This is a genomic window from Enterobacter sp. BWH64 (genome assembly GCF_001037645.1).
Classification (GTDB): domain Bacteria; phylum Pseudomonadota; class Gammaproteobacteria; order Enterobacterales; family Enterobacteriaceae; genus Enterobacter; species Enterobacter hormaechei_C.
Genome location: NZ_KQ089922.1, coordinates 3,557,748 through 3,576,228 on the forward strand (window position 1 = coordinate 3,557,748; position 18,481 = coordinate 3,576,228).

Below are 18,481 nucleotides of genomic sequence, written 5' to 3' on the forward strand. Positions count from 1 at the left end.
ATAAAATGAATCACTCTGTCCCCTCCATGAATAGTTCCCTTCAGGGCAAAGTCGCTGCTATCACTGGCGCCGCCTCAGGTATTGGCCTGGAGTGTGCAAAAACGCTGCTCGGCGCTGGCGCTAAGGTGGTGTTAATCGACCGGGAAGGCGAAAAGCTTCAGCGCCTTGTCGCCGAGCTGGGCGAGAACGCGTTTGCCCTGCAAATCGATCTGTTCAAACCCGAGCAAGTCGACGCGATGCTGAGCGACATTGTCGGCCTCGCCGGCGGCCTGGATATTTTTCACGCCAATGCAGGCGCCTACATCGGCGGGCCGGTTGCTGAAGGCGACCCGGACGTCTGGGATCGCGTACTGAACCTGAATATCAACGCCGCCTTCCGCTGCGTTCGCGCCGTACTGCCGCATATGATTGCGCAGAAGTCAGGCGATATTATCTTCACCAGCTCCATTGCGGGCGTGGTGCCGGTTATCTGGGAGCCGATCTACACCGCGTCCAAATTTGCCGTTCAGGCGTTCGTGCATACCACCCGTCGTCAGGTCGCGGAACATGGCGTACGCGTCGGAGCCGTTCTGCCTGGGCCGGTAGTGACGGCTCTGCTCGACGACTGGCCGCAGGCCAAAATGGATGAAGCGCTGGCAAACGGCAGCCTGATGCAGCCGATTGAAGTCGCAGAATCGGTGTTGTTCATGGTGACCCGTTCGAAGAACGTTACCGTCCGGGATCTAGTGATTCTGCCTAACAGCGTCGATCTTTAAGGGCCGTAAGGATGAAGAGTACACCAGAAACCGTTATCGGCGTAGACGTCGGCTCCGGCAGCGTTCGCGCGGGCATTTTCGATCTCAGCGGCAGGCTGCTTTCCCACGCGACGCAGAAAATTGCCACCGTGCACCGCAGCGGAAGCCGCGTGGAGCAGTCCAGCGCCGAGATCTGGCAGGCCGTTTGCCGCTGCATCCGCGAGGCGCTGGCGCGCTCCGGGACGACTCCGCAGAGCGTTGCCGGCATCGGGTTTGACGCCACCTGCTCGCTGGTGGTGTTGGACAACAATGGCGAACCGCTGGCGGTCAGCCCTGACGGTGAAGCGGAAAACAATATCATCGTCTGGATGGATCACCGTGCGACAGACCAGGCGGAGCGCATCAACGCCACCCATCATCCGGTGCTGGACTACGTTGGCGGAAAAATATCGCCCGAAATGGAGACGCCCAAGCTGCTGTGGCTGAAAGAAAACCACCGAGAGGTCTACGATCGCGCCTGGCAATTTTTCGATTTGGCCGATTTCCTGACCTGGCGCGCGACCGGCGATGTCACCCGTTCCATCTGTACCGTAACCTGTAAATGGACGTGGCTGGCCCATGAGAATCGCTGGGACCCGGACTATTTCCGCACCGTTGGCCTGGACGAGCTGGCCGGAGAAGATTTTGTCCGCATAGGGCAGCATATTGCCGCCCCCGGCACCCCTTGCGGCGAGGGCTTAACGGAGCAGGCCGCGCGTGAGATGGGCTTGCTGCCAGGCACGCCGGTGGCGGTAGGGTTAATTGATGCCCACGCTGGCGGCATCGGGACGTTGGGCGTTGGCGGCGGCGCGCTGAACAATCTTGCGTATGTCTTTGGCACCTCATCGTGCACCATGACCAGCGCCGAGAGCGCCGTTTTTGTGCCCGGCGTTTGGGGGCCTTATTTTAGCGCGATGGTACCTGGACTGTGGCTGATTGAGGGCGGACAAAGCGCCGCGGGTGCCGCTATCGATCGGTTATTAAGTTTCCATCCTGCCGCACCGCAAGCGCGCCAGCTGGCACAGGAGTCAGACCTGCCGCTGCCGGTTTACCTGGCGGACAGGCTTTTACAGACCTTCGCCACCGCCTCAGAGGCGGTGAACCTGGCAGCAGGACTGCACGTGGTACCCGAATTTCTGGGTAACCGCGCGCCCTTTGCCGATCCTCATGCGCGGGCCACGATCTGCGGGCTGGGCATGGAGAACGATATCAATAACCTGATGGCACTGTATGTGGCCGGTCTGTGTGGTATCGGTTACGGTTTGCGACAAATCATTGACGCCCAGCGTGAATGCGGCGTACAGACCGAAAATATCGTTATCAGCGGCGGCGCGGGCCAGCACCCTTTCGTTCGCCAGCTGCTGGCAGATACCTGCGGGCTGCCGGTGTTAGCGACCCAATGCAGCGAACCGGTATTACTGGGTTCGGCCATTCTCGGGGCGGTGGCGGGAAATATAGCGCCTTCAGTGACCGATGCCATGAAACAATTTACCCACGTGGATAAATATTTCTATCCGCAAGCGAACTTTCAGTCCCTTCATCTGCGTCGATACGAGGCTTATAAGCAGTTACAACAGACTGCGACAGTAATCAGAGAATAAATACACGTCAGTATATTTAGAGAAAAAGACAATAAGAAAACTCACGCCGGAATATTTCCGGTGTGGGCTTACCTGTACGCTACAAACGAGGTCAATATGTCCGAAATAAATAAACAGTGGCTGGGATTGCCGCTGAACCTGCTATGGGGATATCTGGCGATCGCGGTCTTTATGACGGGTGACGGTTTCGAGCTGGCATTCCTGTCGCACTATATTAAATCACTGGGCTTCACGCCTGCTGAAGCCTCTTTCGCCTTCACGCTCTACGGTCTCGCGGCGGCGCTCTCCGCGTGGATCTCCGGCGTGGTGGCTGAAATCATCACCCCGCAAAAAACCATGCTGATTGGCTTCGTCCTGTGGTGCGTTTTCCACGTCCTGTTTCTCGTTTTTGGTCTGGGTCAGGCAAATTACGCATTAATGCTGCTGTTTTACGGGATCCGCGGCCTGGCCTATCCGTTATTTTTGTACGCCTTCATCGTGGTCATTATTCATAATGTGCGTAGCGATAAATCCAGCTCGGCGCTGGGCTGGTACTGGGCGGTTTATTCCGTAGGTATTGGCGTGGCGGGCAGTTATATTCCGAGCTTTACCATTCCGCACATCGGGGAGATGGGCACCCTGTGGCTGGCACTGGCGTTTTGTCTGGCGGGGGGAGTCATCGCCATGGTATCCCTGCGCAGCGTCAAAACCCCAACGCACATGCATAATCTCTCCACCCGGGAAAAATTCGCCGAGCTGGGCCGTGCAGCGACGCTGCTCTACACCAACCGCAGTATTCTGCTCTCCAGCATGGTGCGTATCATCAACACCCTCTCCCTGTTCGGGTTTGCCGTCATCATGCCGATGATGTTTGTTGACGAGCTGGGCTTCACCACCTCCGAGTGGCTTCAGGTCTGGGCGGTATTCTTCTTCACCACCATCTTCTCGAACGTCTTCTGGGGCGTGGTGGCGGAAAAAATGGGCTGGATGCGGGTGGTGCGCTGGTTTGGCTGCATCGGGATGGCGCTCTCGAGCCTGGCGTTTTACTACATTCCGCAGCACTTCGGGCATAACTTTGCCATGGCGCTGGTCCCGGCCATCGCGCTGGGGATTTTTGTGGCGGCCTTCGTACCGATGGCGGCGGTGTTCCCGGCGCTGGAGCCGCGGCACAAGGGGGCGGCGATTTCGGTGTATAACCTGTCAGCCGGTCTGTCTAACTTCCTTGCGCCGGCGATTGCCGTGGTGCTGCTGCCCTGGTTCAGCACGCTCGGCGTGGTCATCGCCTATACGGTGCTTTATCTGCTGGCTTTTGTTCTGTGTGCCTTTATCCGCGTCACGCAGCCGGGCTTAGAAAAAGCAAATAGCAGCAAGAGAAGGATGGCGGGTCTGCTGAATACTCCTCATCCTGAAACGCTGAAGGAGTAAGCGAGAGAACTTTCCTGCCGGGTCACGCTTATCCCGGCAGGAAGATGCGTGCGATTAGGCAATCGTCACTTTATTGTCCAGATAGACATCCTGAACCGCATTAATCAGCTTCACGCCGTCGGCCATGGATTTTTTAAACGCTTTGCGGCCCAGGATCAGCCCCATTCCGCCGGCGCGTTTGTTAATCACCGCCGTGCGCACCGCGTCGGTCAGATCGGTTTCACCGCCTGCTGCACCGCCGGAGTTAATCAGCCCGGCGCGGCCCATGTAGCAGTTAGCCAGCTGGTAGCGCACCAGATCGATAGGGTTGTCGCTGGTCAGCTTGCTGTAGACGCGGTCGTCGGTATAGCCAAAGTTCACCGCTTTATACCCGCCGTTATTCTCGGCCATTTTCTGTTTCACGATGTCCGCGCCGATGGTTGCCGCCAGGTGATTTGCCTGACCGGTCAGATCCGCTGATACGTGGTAATCCACGCCGTCTTTCTTAAACGCGTTGTTACGCAGATAGGCCCACAATACGGTCACCATCCCCAGCTCGTGCGCGCGCTCAAACGCGGCAGAGATCTCTTCTATCTGCCGACGCGACTGCTCAGAGCCAAAATAGATAGTCGCCCCGACCGCTACCGCACCCATGTTGAACGCCTGTTCGACGCTGGCGTACAGTGTCTGGTCGTATTCGGTTGGGTAGCTCAGGGTTTCGTTGTGATTCAGCTTGACGAGGAACGGAATGCGGTGAGCATAGCGGCGGGAAACGGAGGCCAGCACGCCATACGTCGATGCCACACAGTTACAGCCCGCTTCAATCGCCAGCTCGACAATGTTTTTCGGGTCAAAGTAGAGCGGGTTAGCAGCAAACGACGCTCCCGCCGAGTGCTCTACGCCCTGGTCAACGGGCAGAATGGAGAGATAGCCGGTCCCGCCCAGACGACCGGTATTGTAAAGCGTCTGCATGTTTCGCAGTACGGCAGGCGGACGGTTGTTGTCGACCATGACGCGGTCTACGTAATCATGGCCAGGCAGATAAAGCTGGTCGGCTGGAATGGTCATACAACGATGCTGTAAAAGGCTGTCGGCGTCTTTGCCAAGCAGTTGCGCAATATCAGTCATAGTGATGCTCCCGTAAGTCCGACATGATGTCGGAGCGTGTGATCCAAGCCCACGTTTTTGCAGGCAGACTAAGCCTGGTACCGACTTAACCTATTTTCCACCATTTGCAACTTTTTTAAGCACAATCTGCTGGCTCGTTTCGTGTACAACATTTTTGTTACACTGATCAAACAATCGCCTTAAAGGTATTTAAAAGGTATTATCACATGGTATGTTACATGCGTACCTCTGACATGCAGGATTAAAAAATGAAAACGAAAGTCCAACTGTCATTCATGATGTTCGTTGAATGGTTTATCTGGGGCGCATGGTTTGTGCCGCTGTGGCTGTGGCTGAGTAAGAGCGGGTTTACCGCCGGGGAAATTGGCTGGTCGTACGCCTGTACCGCGATTGCCGCGATCCTCTCTCCCATCCTTGTCGGCTCGCTGACGGACCGTTTCTTCGCCGCCCAGAAAGTGCTGGCCGTGCTGATGTTCGCTGGCGCGATTCTGATGTATTTCGCAGCACAGCAAACCCAGTTCAGCACCTTCTTCCCGCTGCTGCTGGCCTACTCCCTGACCTATATGCCGACCATCGCGCTGACCAACAGTATCGCCTTCGCGAACGTCGATGACGTGGAGGCTGATTTCCCGCGCATTCGCGTGATGGGCACCATCGGCTGGATTGCCTCCGGCCTGGCGTGCGGCTTCCTGCCGCAGATGATGGGCTATAGCGACATCTCTGACACCAATATCCCGCTGCTGATGACCGCTGCCAGCTCCCTTCTGCTTGGCGTCTTCGCGCTGTTCCTGCCGAATACCCCGCCGAAGAGTACCGGCAAGCTGGATTTCAAAGTGATGCTGGGGCTGGATGCGCTGATCCTGCTGCGCGATAAAAACTTCCTGGTGTTCTTCTTCTGCTCGTTCCTGTTTGCCATGCCGCTGGCCTTCTACTATATCTTTGCCAACGGCTATCTCACCGAAGTGGGGATGAAAAACGCCACCGGCTGGATGACCCTCGGCCAGTTCTCTGAAATCTTCTTCATGCTCGCTCTGCCATTCTTTACCAAACGCTTTGGTATTAAGAAGGTCTTGCTGCTGGGCCTGATCACCGCCGCCATTCGCTACGGTTTCTTTGTTTACGGCGGCGCCGAGCAATACTTCACCTACGCCCTGCTGTTCCTCGGCATTCTGCTGCACGGCGTAAGCTATGACTTCTATTACGTCACCGCGTACATCTACGTGGATAAAAAAGCGCCCGTGCACATGCGCAACGCGGCGCAGGGCTTGATCACGCTGTGCTGTCAGGGCTTTGGTAGCCTGCTGGGTTACCGTCTCGGCGGCGTGATGATGGAAAAAATGTTCGCATATAAAGAGCCGGTGAATGGGCTGACCTTCAACTGGGCCGGAATGTGGACGTTTGGTGCAATCATGATTGTGGTGATTGCCGTGCTGTTTATGCTGTTTTTCCGCGAATCGGATAAAGAGATCACCGCAATTGAGGTGGTTGATGGCGATACCGCGCTGACACGAGGGGAAGTTAAATGAAACAAGACCGTATTCTCGGTGCTCTTTACGGGCAGGCGTTAGGGGATGCGATGGGGATGCCGTCGGAGCTGTGGCCGCGCAAGCGGGTGAAAGCGCACTTCGGCTGGATCGACCGTTTCTTACCCGGCCCGGCTGAGAATAATGCCGCCTGTTACTTTAAGCAGGCCGAATTTACGGATGATACGTCGATGGCGCTGTGCCTGGCCGACGCGATTATCGAATGCGACGGGGAAATTAACCCTGACGTTATCGGTAAGCATATTCTGGACTGGGCGCTGGATTTTGACGCGTTCAATAAGAATGTGCTCGGCCCGACCTCCAAAATTGCCCTGAACGCCATCCGTGACGGCAAGCCGGTGAGCCAGCTGGAAAACAACGGCGTCACCAACGGGGCGGCGATGCGCGCCTCCCCGCTGGGATGCCTCCTGCCAGCCACGCGTCTGGCGCACTTCGTGGAACAGGTTGCGTTAGCCTCCAGCCCGACCCATAAATCGGATCTCGCCATCGCCGGTGCGGTGGTGATCGCCTGGGCGGTTTCACGCGCTATCGACGGCGAACGCTGGCATCACATCGCCGATGCCCTGCCGGGTATTGCCCGTGCGGCGCAGGAGGCGAACACGACCACCTTCAGCGCATCGCTTTCCGCTCGTATTGAGCTGGCCCTGAAAACCGTGCGCGAAGCCAACGGTACCGAGTCCGCCAGCGAGCAGATCTATCAGCTTATTGGCGCGGGCACGAGCACCCTTGAGTCCGTTCCGGCGGCGATTGCGATGGTCGAACTCGCGGGTACCGATCCGAACCGCTGCGCGGTGTTATGCGCCAACCTGGGCGGTGATACTGACACTATCGGCGCGATGGCAACGGCCATCTGCGGCGCGCTGCACGGTGTACAGGCCATTGATCCGGCACTCAAAAACGAACTTGATGCCGTAAACCGGCTCGATTTCGGCCACTACTGCGAAAAACTGCTGCACTTCCGGGAGCAAAGGGAGGGCGTATGAGTGCTTTTGCCCGCCGTCTCGAAACCCTTCACGCCACGCGCCCCGTAACGGTACTCGGCGCGGCGGTTATCGACGTGATTGCCGACGCCTACGCCCTGCCCTGGCGCGGGTGTGATATCGAGCTGAAGCAACAGGGAGTGAATATTGGCGGCTGCGCGCTGAATATCGCCATCGCCCTGAAGCGGCTCGGCATTGCTGCGCAAAACGCCCTTCCCGTCGGCCACGGCGTGTGGGCCGATATTATCCGTAACGCCATGGCGAAGCAGGATCTGCACAGCGCCGTGGAAGCGGAAACGGGCGATAACGGCTGGTGCCTGGCGCTGGTGGAGCCTGACGGTGAACGGACCTTTATGTCGTTTAGCGGCGTGGAGAACCAGTGGCAGCAGCGCTGGCTGGACGGGTTAAGCGTGCCGGCAGGGAGCCTGATCTCTTTGTCCGGCTACCAGCTGGCGTCCCCCAGCGGTGAGCTGCTGACGGCCTGGCTGGAAAGTCTTCAGGATGCGACGCTCTTTATCGATTTCGGTCCGCGCATCGCGGATATTCCCGACCCGCTGATGGCGCGGATCATGGCCTGCAAACCGATCGTCTCGCTCAATCGTCAGGAGGCGGAACTTGCCGCCGAATGGCTTGGCGTAAACGTGGAACAGCTGGGCACACGGTGGCAGCAGAGGTTTGGCGCTGCGCTGATCGTACGCCATGATAAAGACGGGGCGGTCTGGTACGACGGTGACGCTTCCGGACACGTTCCGGCGTTTCCTGCTACCGTGGTCGATACCATCGGCGCGGGTGACAGCCATGCGGGAGGTACCCTTGCCGGGCTGGCCGCGGGATGGTCACTGCCAGAGGCGGTGCAGCTTGGCAATGCCGTAGCCGCCTGGGTAGTCAGCCATCGCGGTGGCGACTGCGCCCCCACGCGCGAGGTCCTACTCCTCGCACACAAAGACGTATAGGTCGCTGCGGCAGTAGCTGATGCTGTACTCAATTGGCCGGTGCTGTTGATCGAGCGCGACTTGCTTGATCACCAGCACCGGTATCTTATCGTCCATCTTGATATGTGCCTGAAACTCGCTGTCCGGCATCCGGGCGCTGACGCGGGAACGGGTGCGCTGCGGAAAGATATTCTGGCTGCGGAAGTAATCGTAAAGCGAGACGCCGATGTCGTCCGGATTGGGGATTAATCCTACCGGTACCCAGGACTCCTCTATTGATACCGCATCGTCATCCACGTAGCGGATGCGCTTAAGCAGAAATACATCGCTGTCCGGCGCAAGGGAAAGGTGGCGGGCGATCTCTTCCGGGCACTTCACGACGCGTTTATTAACCCACAGCGTGTTGGGCGTTTTGCCCCGCAGCACCACCTGCTGAGAAAACCCGCGCGCCTCTTTTAGCGAATATTCAAAGATATTGTTGATTTGCGTACCGTATCCACGCGCGCGGGTGACGACGCCGGCCTCTTCCAGCGCCTGCATCGCTTTACGCACCGTAATGCGCGACACACCGGCCAGCTGGCTCAGATCGCGCTCGCCCGGCAAAATATTACCGTGCGCGAGCACGCCGCTGCGTACCGCGTTTTTAACCGTTTCGGCAAATTTCAGGTACAACGGCGTGTTGTCCGGTGCGGCAATTCGTTCCTTGAGTTGAGCAATTAACCGGGTATGCGCTTGTTCCATCTCTGTTTTTCTCTGGCATAAGGTTTTATGCCAGTATACGGCTTACCACCATGCATGAAAATGGTGAACCGGCCCAATACCGTGACCCACTTCCAGAGAATCGGCTTTTGCCAGCGCGCACGAGAGCCAGATCTTCGCCTCCTGCACCGTATCCGCCCAGTTCGCGTTTCGGGGACGCAGCGCCGCCAGCGCCGCCGAGAGCGTACATCCCGTGCCGTGGGTGTTTTTGGTCTGTACCCGCGGGGCAGTGAAACGTTGCGCGCCATCGCGGGTGAAGAGCCAGTCCGGGCTTTCTGCATCATCAAGATGACCACCTTTCATCAGCACCGCGCTGCATCCCATCGCCAGCAGCGCATTGCCCTGCTCTTTCATCTCACGTTCGTTTTGCGCGTGTGACGCATCCAGCAGCGCGGCGGCTTCAGGGAGGTTTGGCGTGATCAGCGCCACCTGCGGCAGCAGCTTTTTACGCAGGGTGTCGATGGCAGAGGCGGAGAGCAACGGATCGCCGCTTTTGGCCAGCATCACGGTATCGAGCACCACGTTTTTTATCTGATAACGTTTGAGACGTTCAGCGACCGCTTCAACAATGTCCGCCTCTGCAAGCATGCCGATTTTGGTGGTGTCGATGCGTACATCGCTGAATACCGAATCCAGCTGTGCGGCGACAAAATCCGGCTCAATACGATATACCGACTGTACACCGCGCGTGTTTTGCGCCACCAGCGCGGTGATAACCGAGCATCCGTAAGCGCCGAGCGCAGAGAAGGTTTTCAGGTCTGCCTGGATCCCCGCTCCGCCGCTGGGATCGGTTCCCGCAATAGTCAGGGCATTAATGCGTGTCATACCAGCTCCTCCAGCGCGTAAAGCGCATCCAGAAACGCCGGGGCAAAGCTGCCGGGGCCCCGGCTGTGAGTCAGTGCAGCTGACCCTGCGCGCTTCATAAAGCCGCAGGCTGCCGTCGCATTATCAAGCCTGTCGCCAGGCAGCGAACAGCAGGCGGCGACGACCGCCGAGAGCGCACAGCCTGTTCCCACCACGCGGGTCATCAGCGGGTCGCCGCCCGCGACTGTACGGGTTCGCTGACCATCAGTGATGTGATCCACTTCTCCTGTGACGACCACAACGGCGTGGGTCTGGCGGGCGAGCGTCTGCGCAGCGGTCAACGCGCTCGCCGCCGTATCGGTGGAATCAACCCCGCGCCCGCCCGCACTCATTCCGGCAAGGGCGAGGATTTCGGAGGCGTTTCCACGAATGGCCGCAGGTTTAAGGGACAATATTTGCTGGCAAAATCGGGTGCGGTATGCCAGCGCGCCAACCGCAACCGGATCCAGAACCCAGGGCGTACCCGCGGCTACCGCGCTCTCAATAGCCCGACGCATCGACTGGGCGCGCGGCGCGGTGAGTGTACCCACGTTGATGAGCAGGGCATCGGCAAGCGCGGCAAACTGTTCCGCTTCCTCGGCTTCGATCACCATTGCCGGGGAAGCACCCAGCGCGAGCAAAACGTTGGCGGTGAAGGTCTGCACGACATCGTTGGTCATACAGTGCGTGAGCGGGGAACGGGTTCGGAATTGATGTAAAACGTGTGAGTCTAGCAGGTCAGGCTGCATGGTTTCGCTCCTGCCGTGCGTGAAGAAGCGATGACCGGGTAGGCATCTGACTTCCCTACGCTGGCATTATCCAGATCAGGTAATACGGGTATTTCTCAGCCCATCAGTGATGGGGCACCCCGAGTCATGAAGATTGAATCTCTATACTTTTTGCCAGCTTAGGGGAAGTTGCTTGCTCTTGCAAGCCCACCCTTCCGGTTATCGCTTCTTCACGCTGTACCCCACCTTGTACCTCAGTTTGTACCCCATATCTGTATGACAAAACCCCTTGATTATCTAAATTAGCTAATTTATATTATTTATCTAAACTTGATAAGTGAGATATGCAAATGACAGAAACCCAGATCTACGAGAACATTAAGCAAGCCATCAACAGCGCACCGCGAAATGGTCAAACGGTTGAAATGCACCTCCAGATGATCAAATACGCCGACCACCTGAAAAACGTCACTGCTAAAGAGTTTTGCGAGGGTGTGGGACTTAAAGCCAGTTTTGGTACTGAATTCAGCAAAATGAGGAATCTCACCGAACGGCTTAAAGCCGCTGGGCTTGATACCTCGAAGCTGTGATTAACAAGATCATCGGTATCTACGTTTAGTTAACGAGGTTGGATGGATGAGTGCACGTGAAGCATATCGGCAGTATCGAGAAGCGGTGACTGCTTGCAAGGGCATTTTTGCCCGAGGTGGTAATGTCACTGGTGATTATGGTGAACATCTCGTAAAGCAACTTTATGGCGGTGAATTATTGCCAAACTCCCATAAAAGCGCCGATGTAAGATTAGGCGATGGCACGCTATTGCAGGTCAAAACCAGAGTCAATAAAACCCAGTTAGGCGGAATTCGCTCCTGGGATTTCGATTACCTGATCGGTATTCAGCTTAATGACGATGCCGAAGTCATGTTGGCAGTTCGTGTCCCTGTAGATGTTTGTCGCCAAATTGCCGGATATGCCAGCCATGATAACAAATTTGTGATCCATCTTAATGGCGTGCTTCTTAAAACGCCTGGCGTAGAAAACGTCACCGAAGAGTTTCAGTCAGTGTAATCCCTAAGTGTTCGTTTTTTTCTTTTCTGGATGCGGGTGGCAATGTACCAGACAGCGCGAAAGAATAAGAAGATGTAGAGCTGGGTAATCATAATCCTCCTGGTTAAAATGGTATTGAATCAAAATCTTCTTCCGTTTGCGGAGTAAAGACTTCTGTTCTTCCAGTGCGTTCAGAAACCACTCTGGAAATTAGTTGGTAGGCTGCGTTCTCATCACCCATTGTCTCTGTTAGCGCCCATTTCACAGCGGCACCTGGTGGTTGTCCATTCGGTTTGCAAATAGCTACACCGCCCCAGGGAAACTCTGGACTGTCCTGCTGAATGGGCATCGTTGGTGCCGATTGATAATCAAAGTCATCCCAGGCACAAGGAATGTCATCCCAATCAGGAATTGACTGTTCCTCTGCGGCCTTAACTGGCTCAGGGGCTGGCACTTCGTCAGACACTGCTACAGGCAGCTGCTCTGTTAATGCTTCTGGTGGGGTAATGTGAGCATCGGTGAAAGGAAATGCAGTGTAAATGCTCGTTTGCCCTTTCCTGTCCTCGACGTGGACAACTCCCAAATCTTCAAACATCCTGATAATGTTTCGTGCCTGTCGAGCCTCCACCCTGCCAACTTTGCCTAATGTATCTTGGTTGGCGTAGCATTCTTTACCTTGCTCGTTAAGTCCTGCGATAAAGCTATAAATTGCTATCGCTGAGGCGGTGGCTTTATATCTTTTCCCAGATGGCGAATACCAATATCGAAACATCGTAAGCCAGCTTTCAGTGGCTACGTATCTTTGTTTACCTTTGGCACGGCGGCTTTGCGCTTTTGCTTCTTCAATGGTTTTAACTGCGGGTGTTGATTTCTGTTTTGTCATTTGTTTCCTCTTTAGTAAGGACGGTGGTTAATAGTTCGTTTACCAATTTTGGGATCGATTTCCCTTCTGCGTTGGCACGCTGTAATAAAGATTGGAAAGTTGCTGAGTCAAAGTTGATCTTCATTGTCTGTTCCTTTTTCTGGGTTAGCTGGTCACTGGCGTGAAGTTTGGCGTTGCTCGCCATTCGTCAAAGCGTCGGATCGCTTCCTCGAACATCTCCACTCTATCGGGCTGTTCATTCTTACGCGCCCGGACAAGTGAACTGTAAACAAGTGTTCGTGTTGTTCGGCCTGTGATCAAATCTGCGTAGATTTGGTCAACGTTGAAGTAACGCATGTTATTTGCTCCTGTTTGGTTTTCTCCAGACGCAAAAAAGCCCCCGCACCAAACACCTGGTGGAGGCTGCAATTCATGCGTGATGGAATGTTGTTAGATGGAGGTTCAAATGATAACGCTTATCACTATACTTCTCATAGTACACTAAAGACGCACCTGTTGTCAAGAGATTTTTCAATAACTTCTAAAAAGTCAAGCGCATTAAGTGCTTTATACAAAAAGTTGATGGTTGCTGTAAACTGAAATTTATGGTAGAAGTTGCCACCAGAGAAGACAGCCACAAGAAACACAAAAAAACAGCCTGTAACGCTCTCTGCGACGTTCTGAGGGCTTTCAGGCTACCATTCATCACCCACCCTCTTTAATCGCTCTACGGGCTTCCTGTGCGTTCTGGTGATGTATGGCGCACCTCTGGCACTTATCCCAACCCCAAGAACCCATAACACGACTACAGAAGTACGAGGGTTAACAGGTGATTGGTTGGTTGGATTGGTGAACTGGAACCGTAGCATGGTGAACAGTGAACTTTAGCCTCTGACTTGCTGAAACCTTACATGGATGAACGTTAGTTCATGAATGGATGGTTGAGGTTAGTCAGCTTATCAGGTGGTCAATCAACGGTAGTTGGTTGGTCAGATGATAATTCCGCGCACAGCGCTAAGATTCTTGTGCAACCGTTTCACGGTGGCAAAGCCATTGCACAATACAGATGTTAAGAGAACGCTGTCGCTTGTTCCATGAGCGGTACGGGGCTGACCGAGGAGCCAACCAAAGGCGAAACAGGTCACTTGCCCGGAGAGTACCGAGCAGGGACAATGCAAAAAAGATGATGATGATTATTATTCTTGCGCGGGGTAGCCTGACCTAAGTCAGCGCAAATATCAGAAGATCTTAAAGATTATAAAGATAGAGTATTAATTAGGTTATTAACTATAGTATTGGTGGCAATCATTGCCGGGGTAGGAAGGTAAACATTGCCGGGGTAGTGCGGCATTGATTGCCGGGTACATAGGTAACTATTGCCTACCCTCAGCCCTTCACCCAACGGTAGAGCGTCGCCCTGCTCACTGCGTACCGTCCATACAACAACCCTAAGATTAATCCTACTAAAGCGATGGTTAATAATGGTAAACCCACTGGTAATTCGCATTTAAAGAAGCACCATTGATGCGGGGTAAAGCTGCCATACCCACCGAGATCGTAACAATTAAAACTATCATCTACCGTGCATAAAACCTTGCTCCGTGCGGGATTCACAGAAATGATAATAAAATCATTATGATGCTTATGTTAAGCAAACTGCCTTGATTCGAATTTTAAATTACCCGTCTCGTTTTATCCCAGCGACTACCGAGCATCATCAGTGTCAAATGTCTTCGCAAATGGGCACTTGCCCTTTGTTACGTAGGTGAACAGGTAAATGCTGTTCTGGTATGTGCAGAGCGTCTTTCCGCTCTCCGTCGTTTCCTGCTGGGGATCGGTCATTGTGATCTGCCCTGCTACCGCCAACGGTGAAAACAGTAGTCCTGACATCACCAACATTGCCTTATTCATAAGTCCTACTCCAGTTGATTGTGATCGTCGAATGACTCAGTGCTCAATATTTATACCACAGCATTGTGCCACTCAAATCGATCGATTTTACTGATCCATAAGATCAATTTTATTAATTAAAGTGGTAAGATAAGGTAATGCGCTAACAGCGCCTTGTCACCAAATCAAACAAGAATAAGGAAGACCATGAAAAGATTGATTCTCGCGGCGCTGATCGCTCTCCCCTTCGTCTCAAGTGCAACCACATTCACCTGTAAGGCGATCCAGGAAGGGCAGATCGATTCTGGTAGCCAAAAATCCTCAGTAGAGACTCGTCTTGATGTTCAGGACAAAAGTATGAAAGTGAGCATGGGTGGTAAAACCTGGCGGCTGGGTTTCATTGGAGAGAAAAGTATTGCGAAGATGTACGCCACCCCAGACGGTGGAATAGCGGTTACTTACATCGACAACGGCAGTGATCCAATTTTCGTTATGCGCCCAACTAACAACGATGGTGAAACGGCACTTTACACGCTGAGCCTGTGTTCTGAGATCTAAACGAAGGCGTGAGCAATCACGCCCAATAAGTTGACCATCAATTCCAAGTTTCCAACCTCCACATATTCTCGTTCTAAGCCTCTATTCTTAAACCTTTGCTATCCAGTCTCAAAACCATCTCCTTATAAGACCAAACCGACGCAACGACAGAATGCGGCTTCGCCTTGTCTTAAAAGGTTGATCTTTAATTTTGGGACACCTATTATTTTGATACTACCTTTTGAGACTTAGAGAACATCATGACAACTCTGATCGGATATGTGCGAGTTTCCACCAGCGACCAAAACGTTGAAAACCAGAAGCAGCAGATTGCCGGTGCTGGTTATAGCATTACTCGCTGGTACAGCGATGAAGCAGTAAGTGGTGCAATCAAGGCAGGAGAGCGTCCCGGGTTTGGTGAACTACTCAGTTATGTGCGAGAAGGCGATACGCTGATCGTAATTGCTATAGACCGCTTGGGACGTAACACCATTGATGTACTATCTACTGTTGAAATGTTGCAAATGAAGGGTGTGAAAGTAGTCAGCTTGCGCGAAGGGTTTGATCTTTCAACACCAGTGGGTAAAGCCATGCTCACTATGATGGCAGGACTTGCCAGCCTGGAAAAAGACCTAATCGCGGAGCGTAGAACAGCAGGTATTAAACGTGCTCAGTCGGAAGGGAAGCATTGTGGCAGACCAATTAAAGCAACCGTTGAACAGGTACGAGAGTTACTGGCTCAGGGTTACTCTCCAACAGTCGTACAAGATAAGTTAGCGATCAGCAAAGCCACTTTTTATCGACTAAAGACATTTGATCATCTCTCTGATATTTGAGAATTTCGGCTATCGTAAATGGGTGATCTGAAAAAAACATGCTTAACGCTCGACACAAAGCGGTACTGCTGTTCCAAGCTCCGTATCAGAGAAATTTGCACAGCACTGGGCACTAAATGCCAAGAAGCATATCCCCACCACCTAAATGTGATAAAGCCCATTAAAACAATATGTCATCATAGTAGTTTTGCTTCACCAATAGTACAATGCTCTGATTAGCATGAATTTTGTTCGCTATGATAGAGCAAAATAATCACTCAACGTTACTATTTTGTGGGAGTATTCCTTTGTCCGCCCTTCAAATACTAAATGCGATTGCCGTAAGAATTACTCCGCCAGAAGATGAAAAAAAAGACTGGTCTTATCAGATTGGTGCTGCATGGCCTACAGACCAAGAAGAAGTAATCAAGTTTACCTCGCAGGTTGATCACAAATTTAATAAAAGCAGCAAATCATATGCTCAGTTTGCACGCCCTTATCTTAAAAACTCGTTCCCGGGTAATTTATTAGAGCATCTGGATGGAAAATTAAACTTCCTCGCATTTATCGATAATTTCGTCCAGAAAAAACTCATTATCTCCGCAAAAAAATCCAGGGCAAGTAATGGCGCTGTGTTAGTTTTCACTCATTATAAATCTGAGTTTGTTGATGATAATGGGAAATCAAACATTCTCCATGAGAGATTATTAGTTTTAATGCTGAAAAACGCAGATGCTCTGCGTTTCAAAGAAAACCTTCAACTAAATCCTGTCGATATTATTGACTTGGATAAATTTCTGCAAGGCGCAAGAATCGATGCCCTGAGATTCGTGTCAGATGACGAAGAGGAAAAAGAAAAAAATAATTTATGCTTTATAAGAGGTTCTGGAGATGTCCGTCAGTATTTCATTGAATCCATAGGCGCAGATAATGTAGTCTCTAATCAAAAGAGCAGCGAACAATGTATATTAGCTTTAAATACATTTGTTAAAGAGCATCAATTCCCTCGAGCATTGCGTGAAAAAATCGATTCTAAAATCACTGAACTTTTCAATTCATTCAAGAGAGGACAAACCGTATCTCTCGATAAAATTCAAACCAAAATAGATGCATTAATTCCTGAAGAGTATGCAGAACATAAAGGCAGTTTTGTCGAGTTTGTTAATGAGAATGGTTTTGAAGTTAACGAAGAGTTCGAAATAACGGCTAAAGAGAAAAAGCAACTTGAGTGGCTTGATTTTGAAACTGCGATTGCAAAACTAAGTGTGAAAAAACATCAAATTGGTTTGCCTAATTCAGATTGCCCGGTCATCTTTGATGAGGAAACAAATGAAATCAGAATCACTCAGAAAGTAACCGATCCAATAATCATCGCAAAACTGAAAGAATTCGCTAATGAATAGTGAAACTATCAATTCTCTACTTTTCATCAAAGATAGAGCTGAAAGCATAAGCTATCAAGACCCATATCATGTATGGCTCTTTTCAACCAGTGTCCTCGCTGACATAGAAGAAGCTGTTGAAAAGTTGAAGGCTATTGAAGCACTTGCCTTAGAAGTGGACATTCAAGGCAGCAAAATGGAACTTTCTTTACAGCTTACAAACGAAATTGGCTGGTTTTCCTCTGTCGAAGAATACTTCAAAAACCTCAGAATTAAGGTCAGAAATAAAGCTGAACCATTCAGCTCATTTTATATAGAAAAATTGGATTCAGTACAAATAGAGAAAATATGCCAATCGACAAAAATATATTTACAATGGTGTGATTTACTTTCTCGAATATCTGATCATACAGATTACGATAATACTACATTCTGGCCAACTTATGTCTTCGTCATGGAGGGCGGTAAAGGTAAAAAAATCACCTCACATCGTCTGTCCTTGAAATCTTTAGACAATACTTTCCTACAAGACATACAATCTTCGCCATGTGATCTAACAACGTTAACCAGTGGCGATTTACACTCGTATGAACGTAGGTTAGTTATGCGTTCATCCTTGGTCGAAACTTACACTGAAAGTGAGAATCAAAATGATTTCCTAAGCAGTTTGCTTAAAGATCCTTGTTTGTTTTGGGAAACTTTTTCAGTCAACTATGAAATTTATATTAACAAGTATTCTATAAACAAAATCATTTATGAAGTAGAATCACAAAAACTTGATTTCTTGTCCAAGTTAAATAATTTAATTCAAGAAAATCAAACTAAATCATTGACAATCCCTGCTGTTTTAGTCAGTACTGCCATCATAAAAGGTTGGTCATTATCTGCACTGTTATTGATTTTTGTTGCAATGCTTTTGACGAGTGCAGTTGTTTTTATCGGCATACATAACTCACGAAAATCACTTAATGACATAATGGAAAGTGCAAATAGAACATTAACATTACTCTTGAAAGAAAATACTGACCCGCAGAATATTGTTGTAAATAACAAGATCACTGAAGTAATAGGATCAGCAAATGATAAAATCAAGAAGAAAAAAGAAAATGCTGATTCAACATTATTTTATATCGAGTTATTAATATTTATTGGTTTAGTTGTTTGGGCTGCCTTTGTTGCCTACCAGTTTAGAGACTACTTGTTACAGTTATTATAACTAACCATTCGGTTTTTCTATCCACATTCCCCCCACCTCCAAAGCAAGTGGTTAGTGGAAT

Annotated in this window: 20 protein-coding genes and 1 riboswitch; of the genes, 12 read left to right on the plus strand and 8 right to left on the minus strand. The window is 51.5% G+C overall.

What is annotated here, in order from left to right; translation table 11 throughout:
- Positions 1–5: 5 nt before the first annotated feature.
- From SK50_RS16975 to SK50_RS16985, 3 genes are all read left to right on the plus strand, one after another.
- Positions 6–755: an SDR family oxidoreductase gene (locus SK50_RS16975; RefSeq protein WP_017693070.1), complete on the plus strand. Its 750-nt coding sequence runs from the start codon at positions 6–8 to the stop codon at positions 753–755.
- 11 nt (positions 756–766) lie between these two features.
- The gene (locus SK50_RS16980; RefSeq protein ID WP_017693069.1) at positions 767–2,374 is read left to right on the plus strand and encodes an FGGY-family carbohydrate kinase; all 1,608 of its coding nucleotides are present in this window, start codon (positions 767–769) and stop codon (positions 2,372–2,374) included.
- Between the two features lie 96 nt (positions 2,375–2,470).
- Positions 2,471–3,778 (plus strand): RbtT/DalT/CsbX family MFS transporter, encoded by a 1,308-nt coding sequence (locus SK50_RS16985; RefSeq protein WP_017693068.1) that lies wholly within the window; start codon positions 2,471–2,473, stop codon positions 3,776–3,778.
- A gap of 54 nt (positions 3,779–3,832) precedes the next feature.
- Here the strand turns inward: SK50_RS16985 and fbaB are convergent, their stop codons facing one another.
- Positions 3,833–4,885, minus strand: coding sequence for a class I fructose-bisphosphate aldolase (gene fbaB / locus SK50_RS16990; RefSeq protein ID WP_015572352.1), 1,053 nt, complete (start codon positions 4,883–4,885; stop codon positions 3,833–3,835).
- A 248-nt stretch (positions 4,886–5,133) separates the two neighbouring features.
- Here fbaB and SK50_RS16995 point away from each other — a divergent pair, with 248 nt between their 5' ends.
- The 3 genes from SK50_RS16995 to SK50_RS17005 are packed head-to-tail and all read left to right on the plus strand — an operon-like array spanning position 5,134 to position 8,362.
- Positions 5,134–6,411, plus strand: coding sequence for a nucleoside permease (locus SK50_RS16995; protein ID WP_003859236.1), 1,278 nt, complete (start codon positions 5,134–5,136; stop codon positions 6,409–6,411).
- Positions 6,408–7,412, plus strand: a complete 1,005-nt coding sequence (locus tag SK50_RS17000) for an ADP-ribosylglycohydrolase family protein (protein ID WP_015572351.1) — start codon at positions 6,408–6,410, stop codon at positions 7,410–7,412. Before SK50_RS16995 ends, SK50_RS17000 begins: the two co-directional genes overlap by 4 nt.
- On the plus strand, positions 7,409–8,362 hold the full coding sequence (locus tag SK50_RS17005; protein ID WP_045141678.1) for a PfkB family carbohydrate kinase: 954 nt from the start codon (positions 7,409–7,411) through the stop codon (positions 8,360–8,362). The genes SK50_RS17000 and SK50_RS17005 overlap by 4 nt, the downstream gene beginning before the upstream one ends.
- Here SK50_RS17005 and SK50_RS17010 read toward each other — a convergent pair.
- Genes SK50_RS17010 through thiM form a run of 3 tightly spaced genes read right to left on the minus strand, consistent with a single transcriptional unit; the run spans position 8,336 to position 10,692 of the window.
- Positions 8,336–9,082, minus strand: coding sequence for a GntR family transcriptional regulator (locus SK50_RS17010; protein ID WP_003859242.1), 747 nt, complete (start codon positions 9,080–9,082; stop codon positions 8,336–8,338). The two genes, SK50_RS17005 and SK50_RS17010, sit on opposite strands and share 27 nt — an antisense overlap.
- Positions 9,083–9,124: 42 nt before the next feature.
- Positions 9,125–9,925: a bifunctional hydroxymethylpyrimidine kinase/phosphomethylpyrimidine kinase gene (thiD, locus tag SK50_RS17015; RefSeq protein ID WP_032669493.1), complete on the minus strand. Its 801-nt coding sequence runs from the start codon at positions 9,923–9,925 to the stop codon at positions 9,125–9,127.
- On the minus strand, positions 9,922–10,692 hold the full coding sequence (gene thiM, locus SK50_RS17020) for a hydroxyethylthiazole kinase (protein ID WP_017693063.1): 771 nt from the start codon (positions 10,690–10,692) through the stop codon (positions 9,922–9,924). Before thiM ends, thiD begins: the two co-directional genes overlap by 4 nt.
- A 35-nt stretch (positions 10,693–10,727) precedes the next feature.
- A riboswitch (TPP riboswitch) is annotated at positions 10,728–10,824 on the minus strand.
- 197 nt (positions 10,825–11,021) lie between these two features.
- Here thiM and SK50_RS17025 point away from each other — a divergent pair.
- Entirely contained in the window at positions 11,022–11,261 is a 240-nt protein-coding gene (locus SK50_RS17025; protein WP_001318412.1) for an HTH-like domain-containing protein, read from the plus strand.
- A 46-nt stretch (positions 11,262–11,307) separates the two neighbouring features.
- Positions 11,308–11,739 (plus strand): DUF6998 domain-containing protein, encoded by a 432-nt coding sequence (locus SK50_RS17030; RefSeq protein ID WP_032444776.1) that lies wholly within the window; start codon positions 11,308–11,310, stop codon positions 11,737–11,739.
- Between the two features lie 103 nt (positions 11,740–11,842).
- Here the strand turns inward: SK50_RS17030 and SK50_RS17035 are convergent, their stop codons facing one another.
- From SK50_RS17035 to SK50_RS24205, 4 genes are all read right to left on the minus strand, one after another.
- A complete protein-coding gene (locus SK50_RS17035) occupies positions 11,843–12,601 on the minus strand; it encodes a hypothetical protein (protein ID WP_048229742.1) in 759 nt (252 codons plus the stop codon).
- A complete protein-coding gene (locus SK50_RS24040) occupies positions 12,570–12,725 on the minus strand; it encodes a hypothetical protein (protein ID WP_048229743.1) in 156 nt (51 codons plus the stop codon). Before SK50_RS24040 ends, SK50_RS17035 begins: the two co-directional genes overlap by 32 nt.
- 20 nt (positions 12,726–12,745) lie before the next feature.
- Positions 12,746–12,937, minus strand: coding sequence for a hypothetical protein (locus tag SK50_RS17045; RefSeq protein ID WP_072202930.1), 192 nt, complete (start codon positions 12,935–12,937; stop codon positions 12,746–12,748).
- 1,347 nt (positions 12,938–14,284) lie between these two features.
- Positions 14,285–14,479 (minus strand): hypothetical protein, encoded by a 195-nt coding sequence (locus SK50_RS24205; protein ID WP_248274861.1) that lies wholly within the window; start codon positions 14,477–14,479, stop codon positions 14,285–14,287.
- A gap of 198 nt (positions 14,480–14,677) precedes the next feature.
- Here SK50_RS24205 and SK50_RS17055 point away from each other — a divergent pair, with 198 nt between their 5' ends.
- From SK50_RS17055 to SK50_RS17070, 4 genes are all read left to right on the plus strand, one after another.
- The gene (locus SK50_RS17055; protein WP_032161738.1) at positions 14,678–15,028 is read left to right on the plus strand and encodes a hypothetical protein; all 351 of its coding nucleotides are present in this window, start codon (positions 14,678–14,680) and stop codon (positions 15,026–15,028) included.
- A gap of 239 nt (positions 15,029–15,267) precedes the next feature.
- Positions 15,268–15,843 (plus strand): recombinase family protein, encoded by a 576-nt coding sequence (locus SK50_RS17060; protein WP_048229744.1) that lies wholly within the window; start codon positions 15,268–15,270, stop codon positions 15,841–15,843.
- 236 nt (positions 15,844–16,079) lie between these two features.
- Positions 16,080–17,225, plus strand: a complete 1,146-nt coding sequence (locus SK50_RS17065; protein ID WP_255353963.1) for a nucleoid-associated protein — start codon at positions 16,080–16,082, stop codon at positions 17,223–17,225.
- Positions 17,218–18,420, plus strand: a complete 1,203-nt coding sequence (locus SK50_RS17070) for a hypothetical protein (protein WP_048229745.1) — start codon at positions 17,218–17,220, stop codon at positions 18,418–18,420. Before SK50_RS17065 ends, SK50_RS17070 begins: the two co-directional genes overlap by 8 nt.
- Positions 18,421–18,481 lie beyond the last annotated feature (61 nt).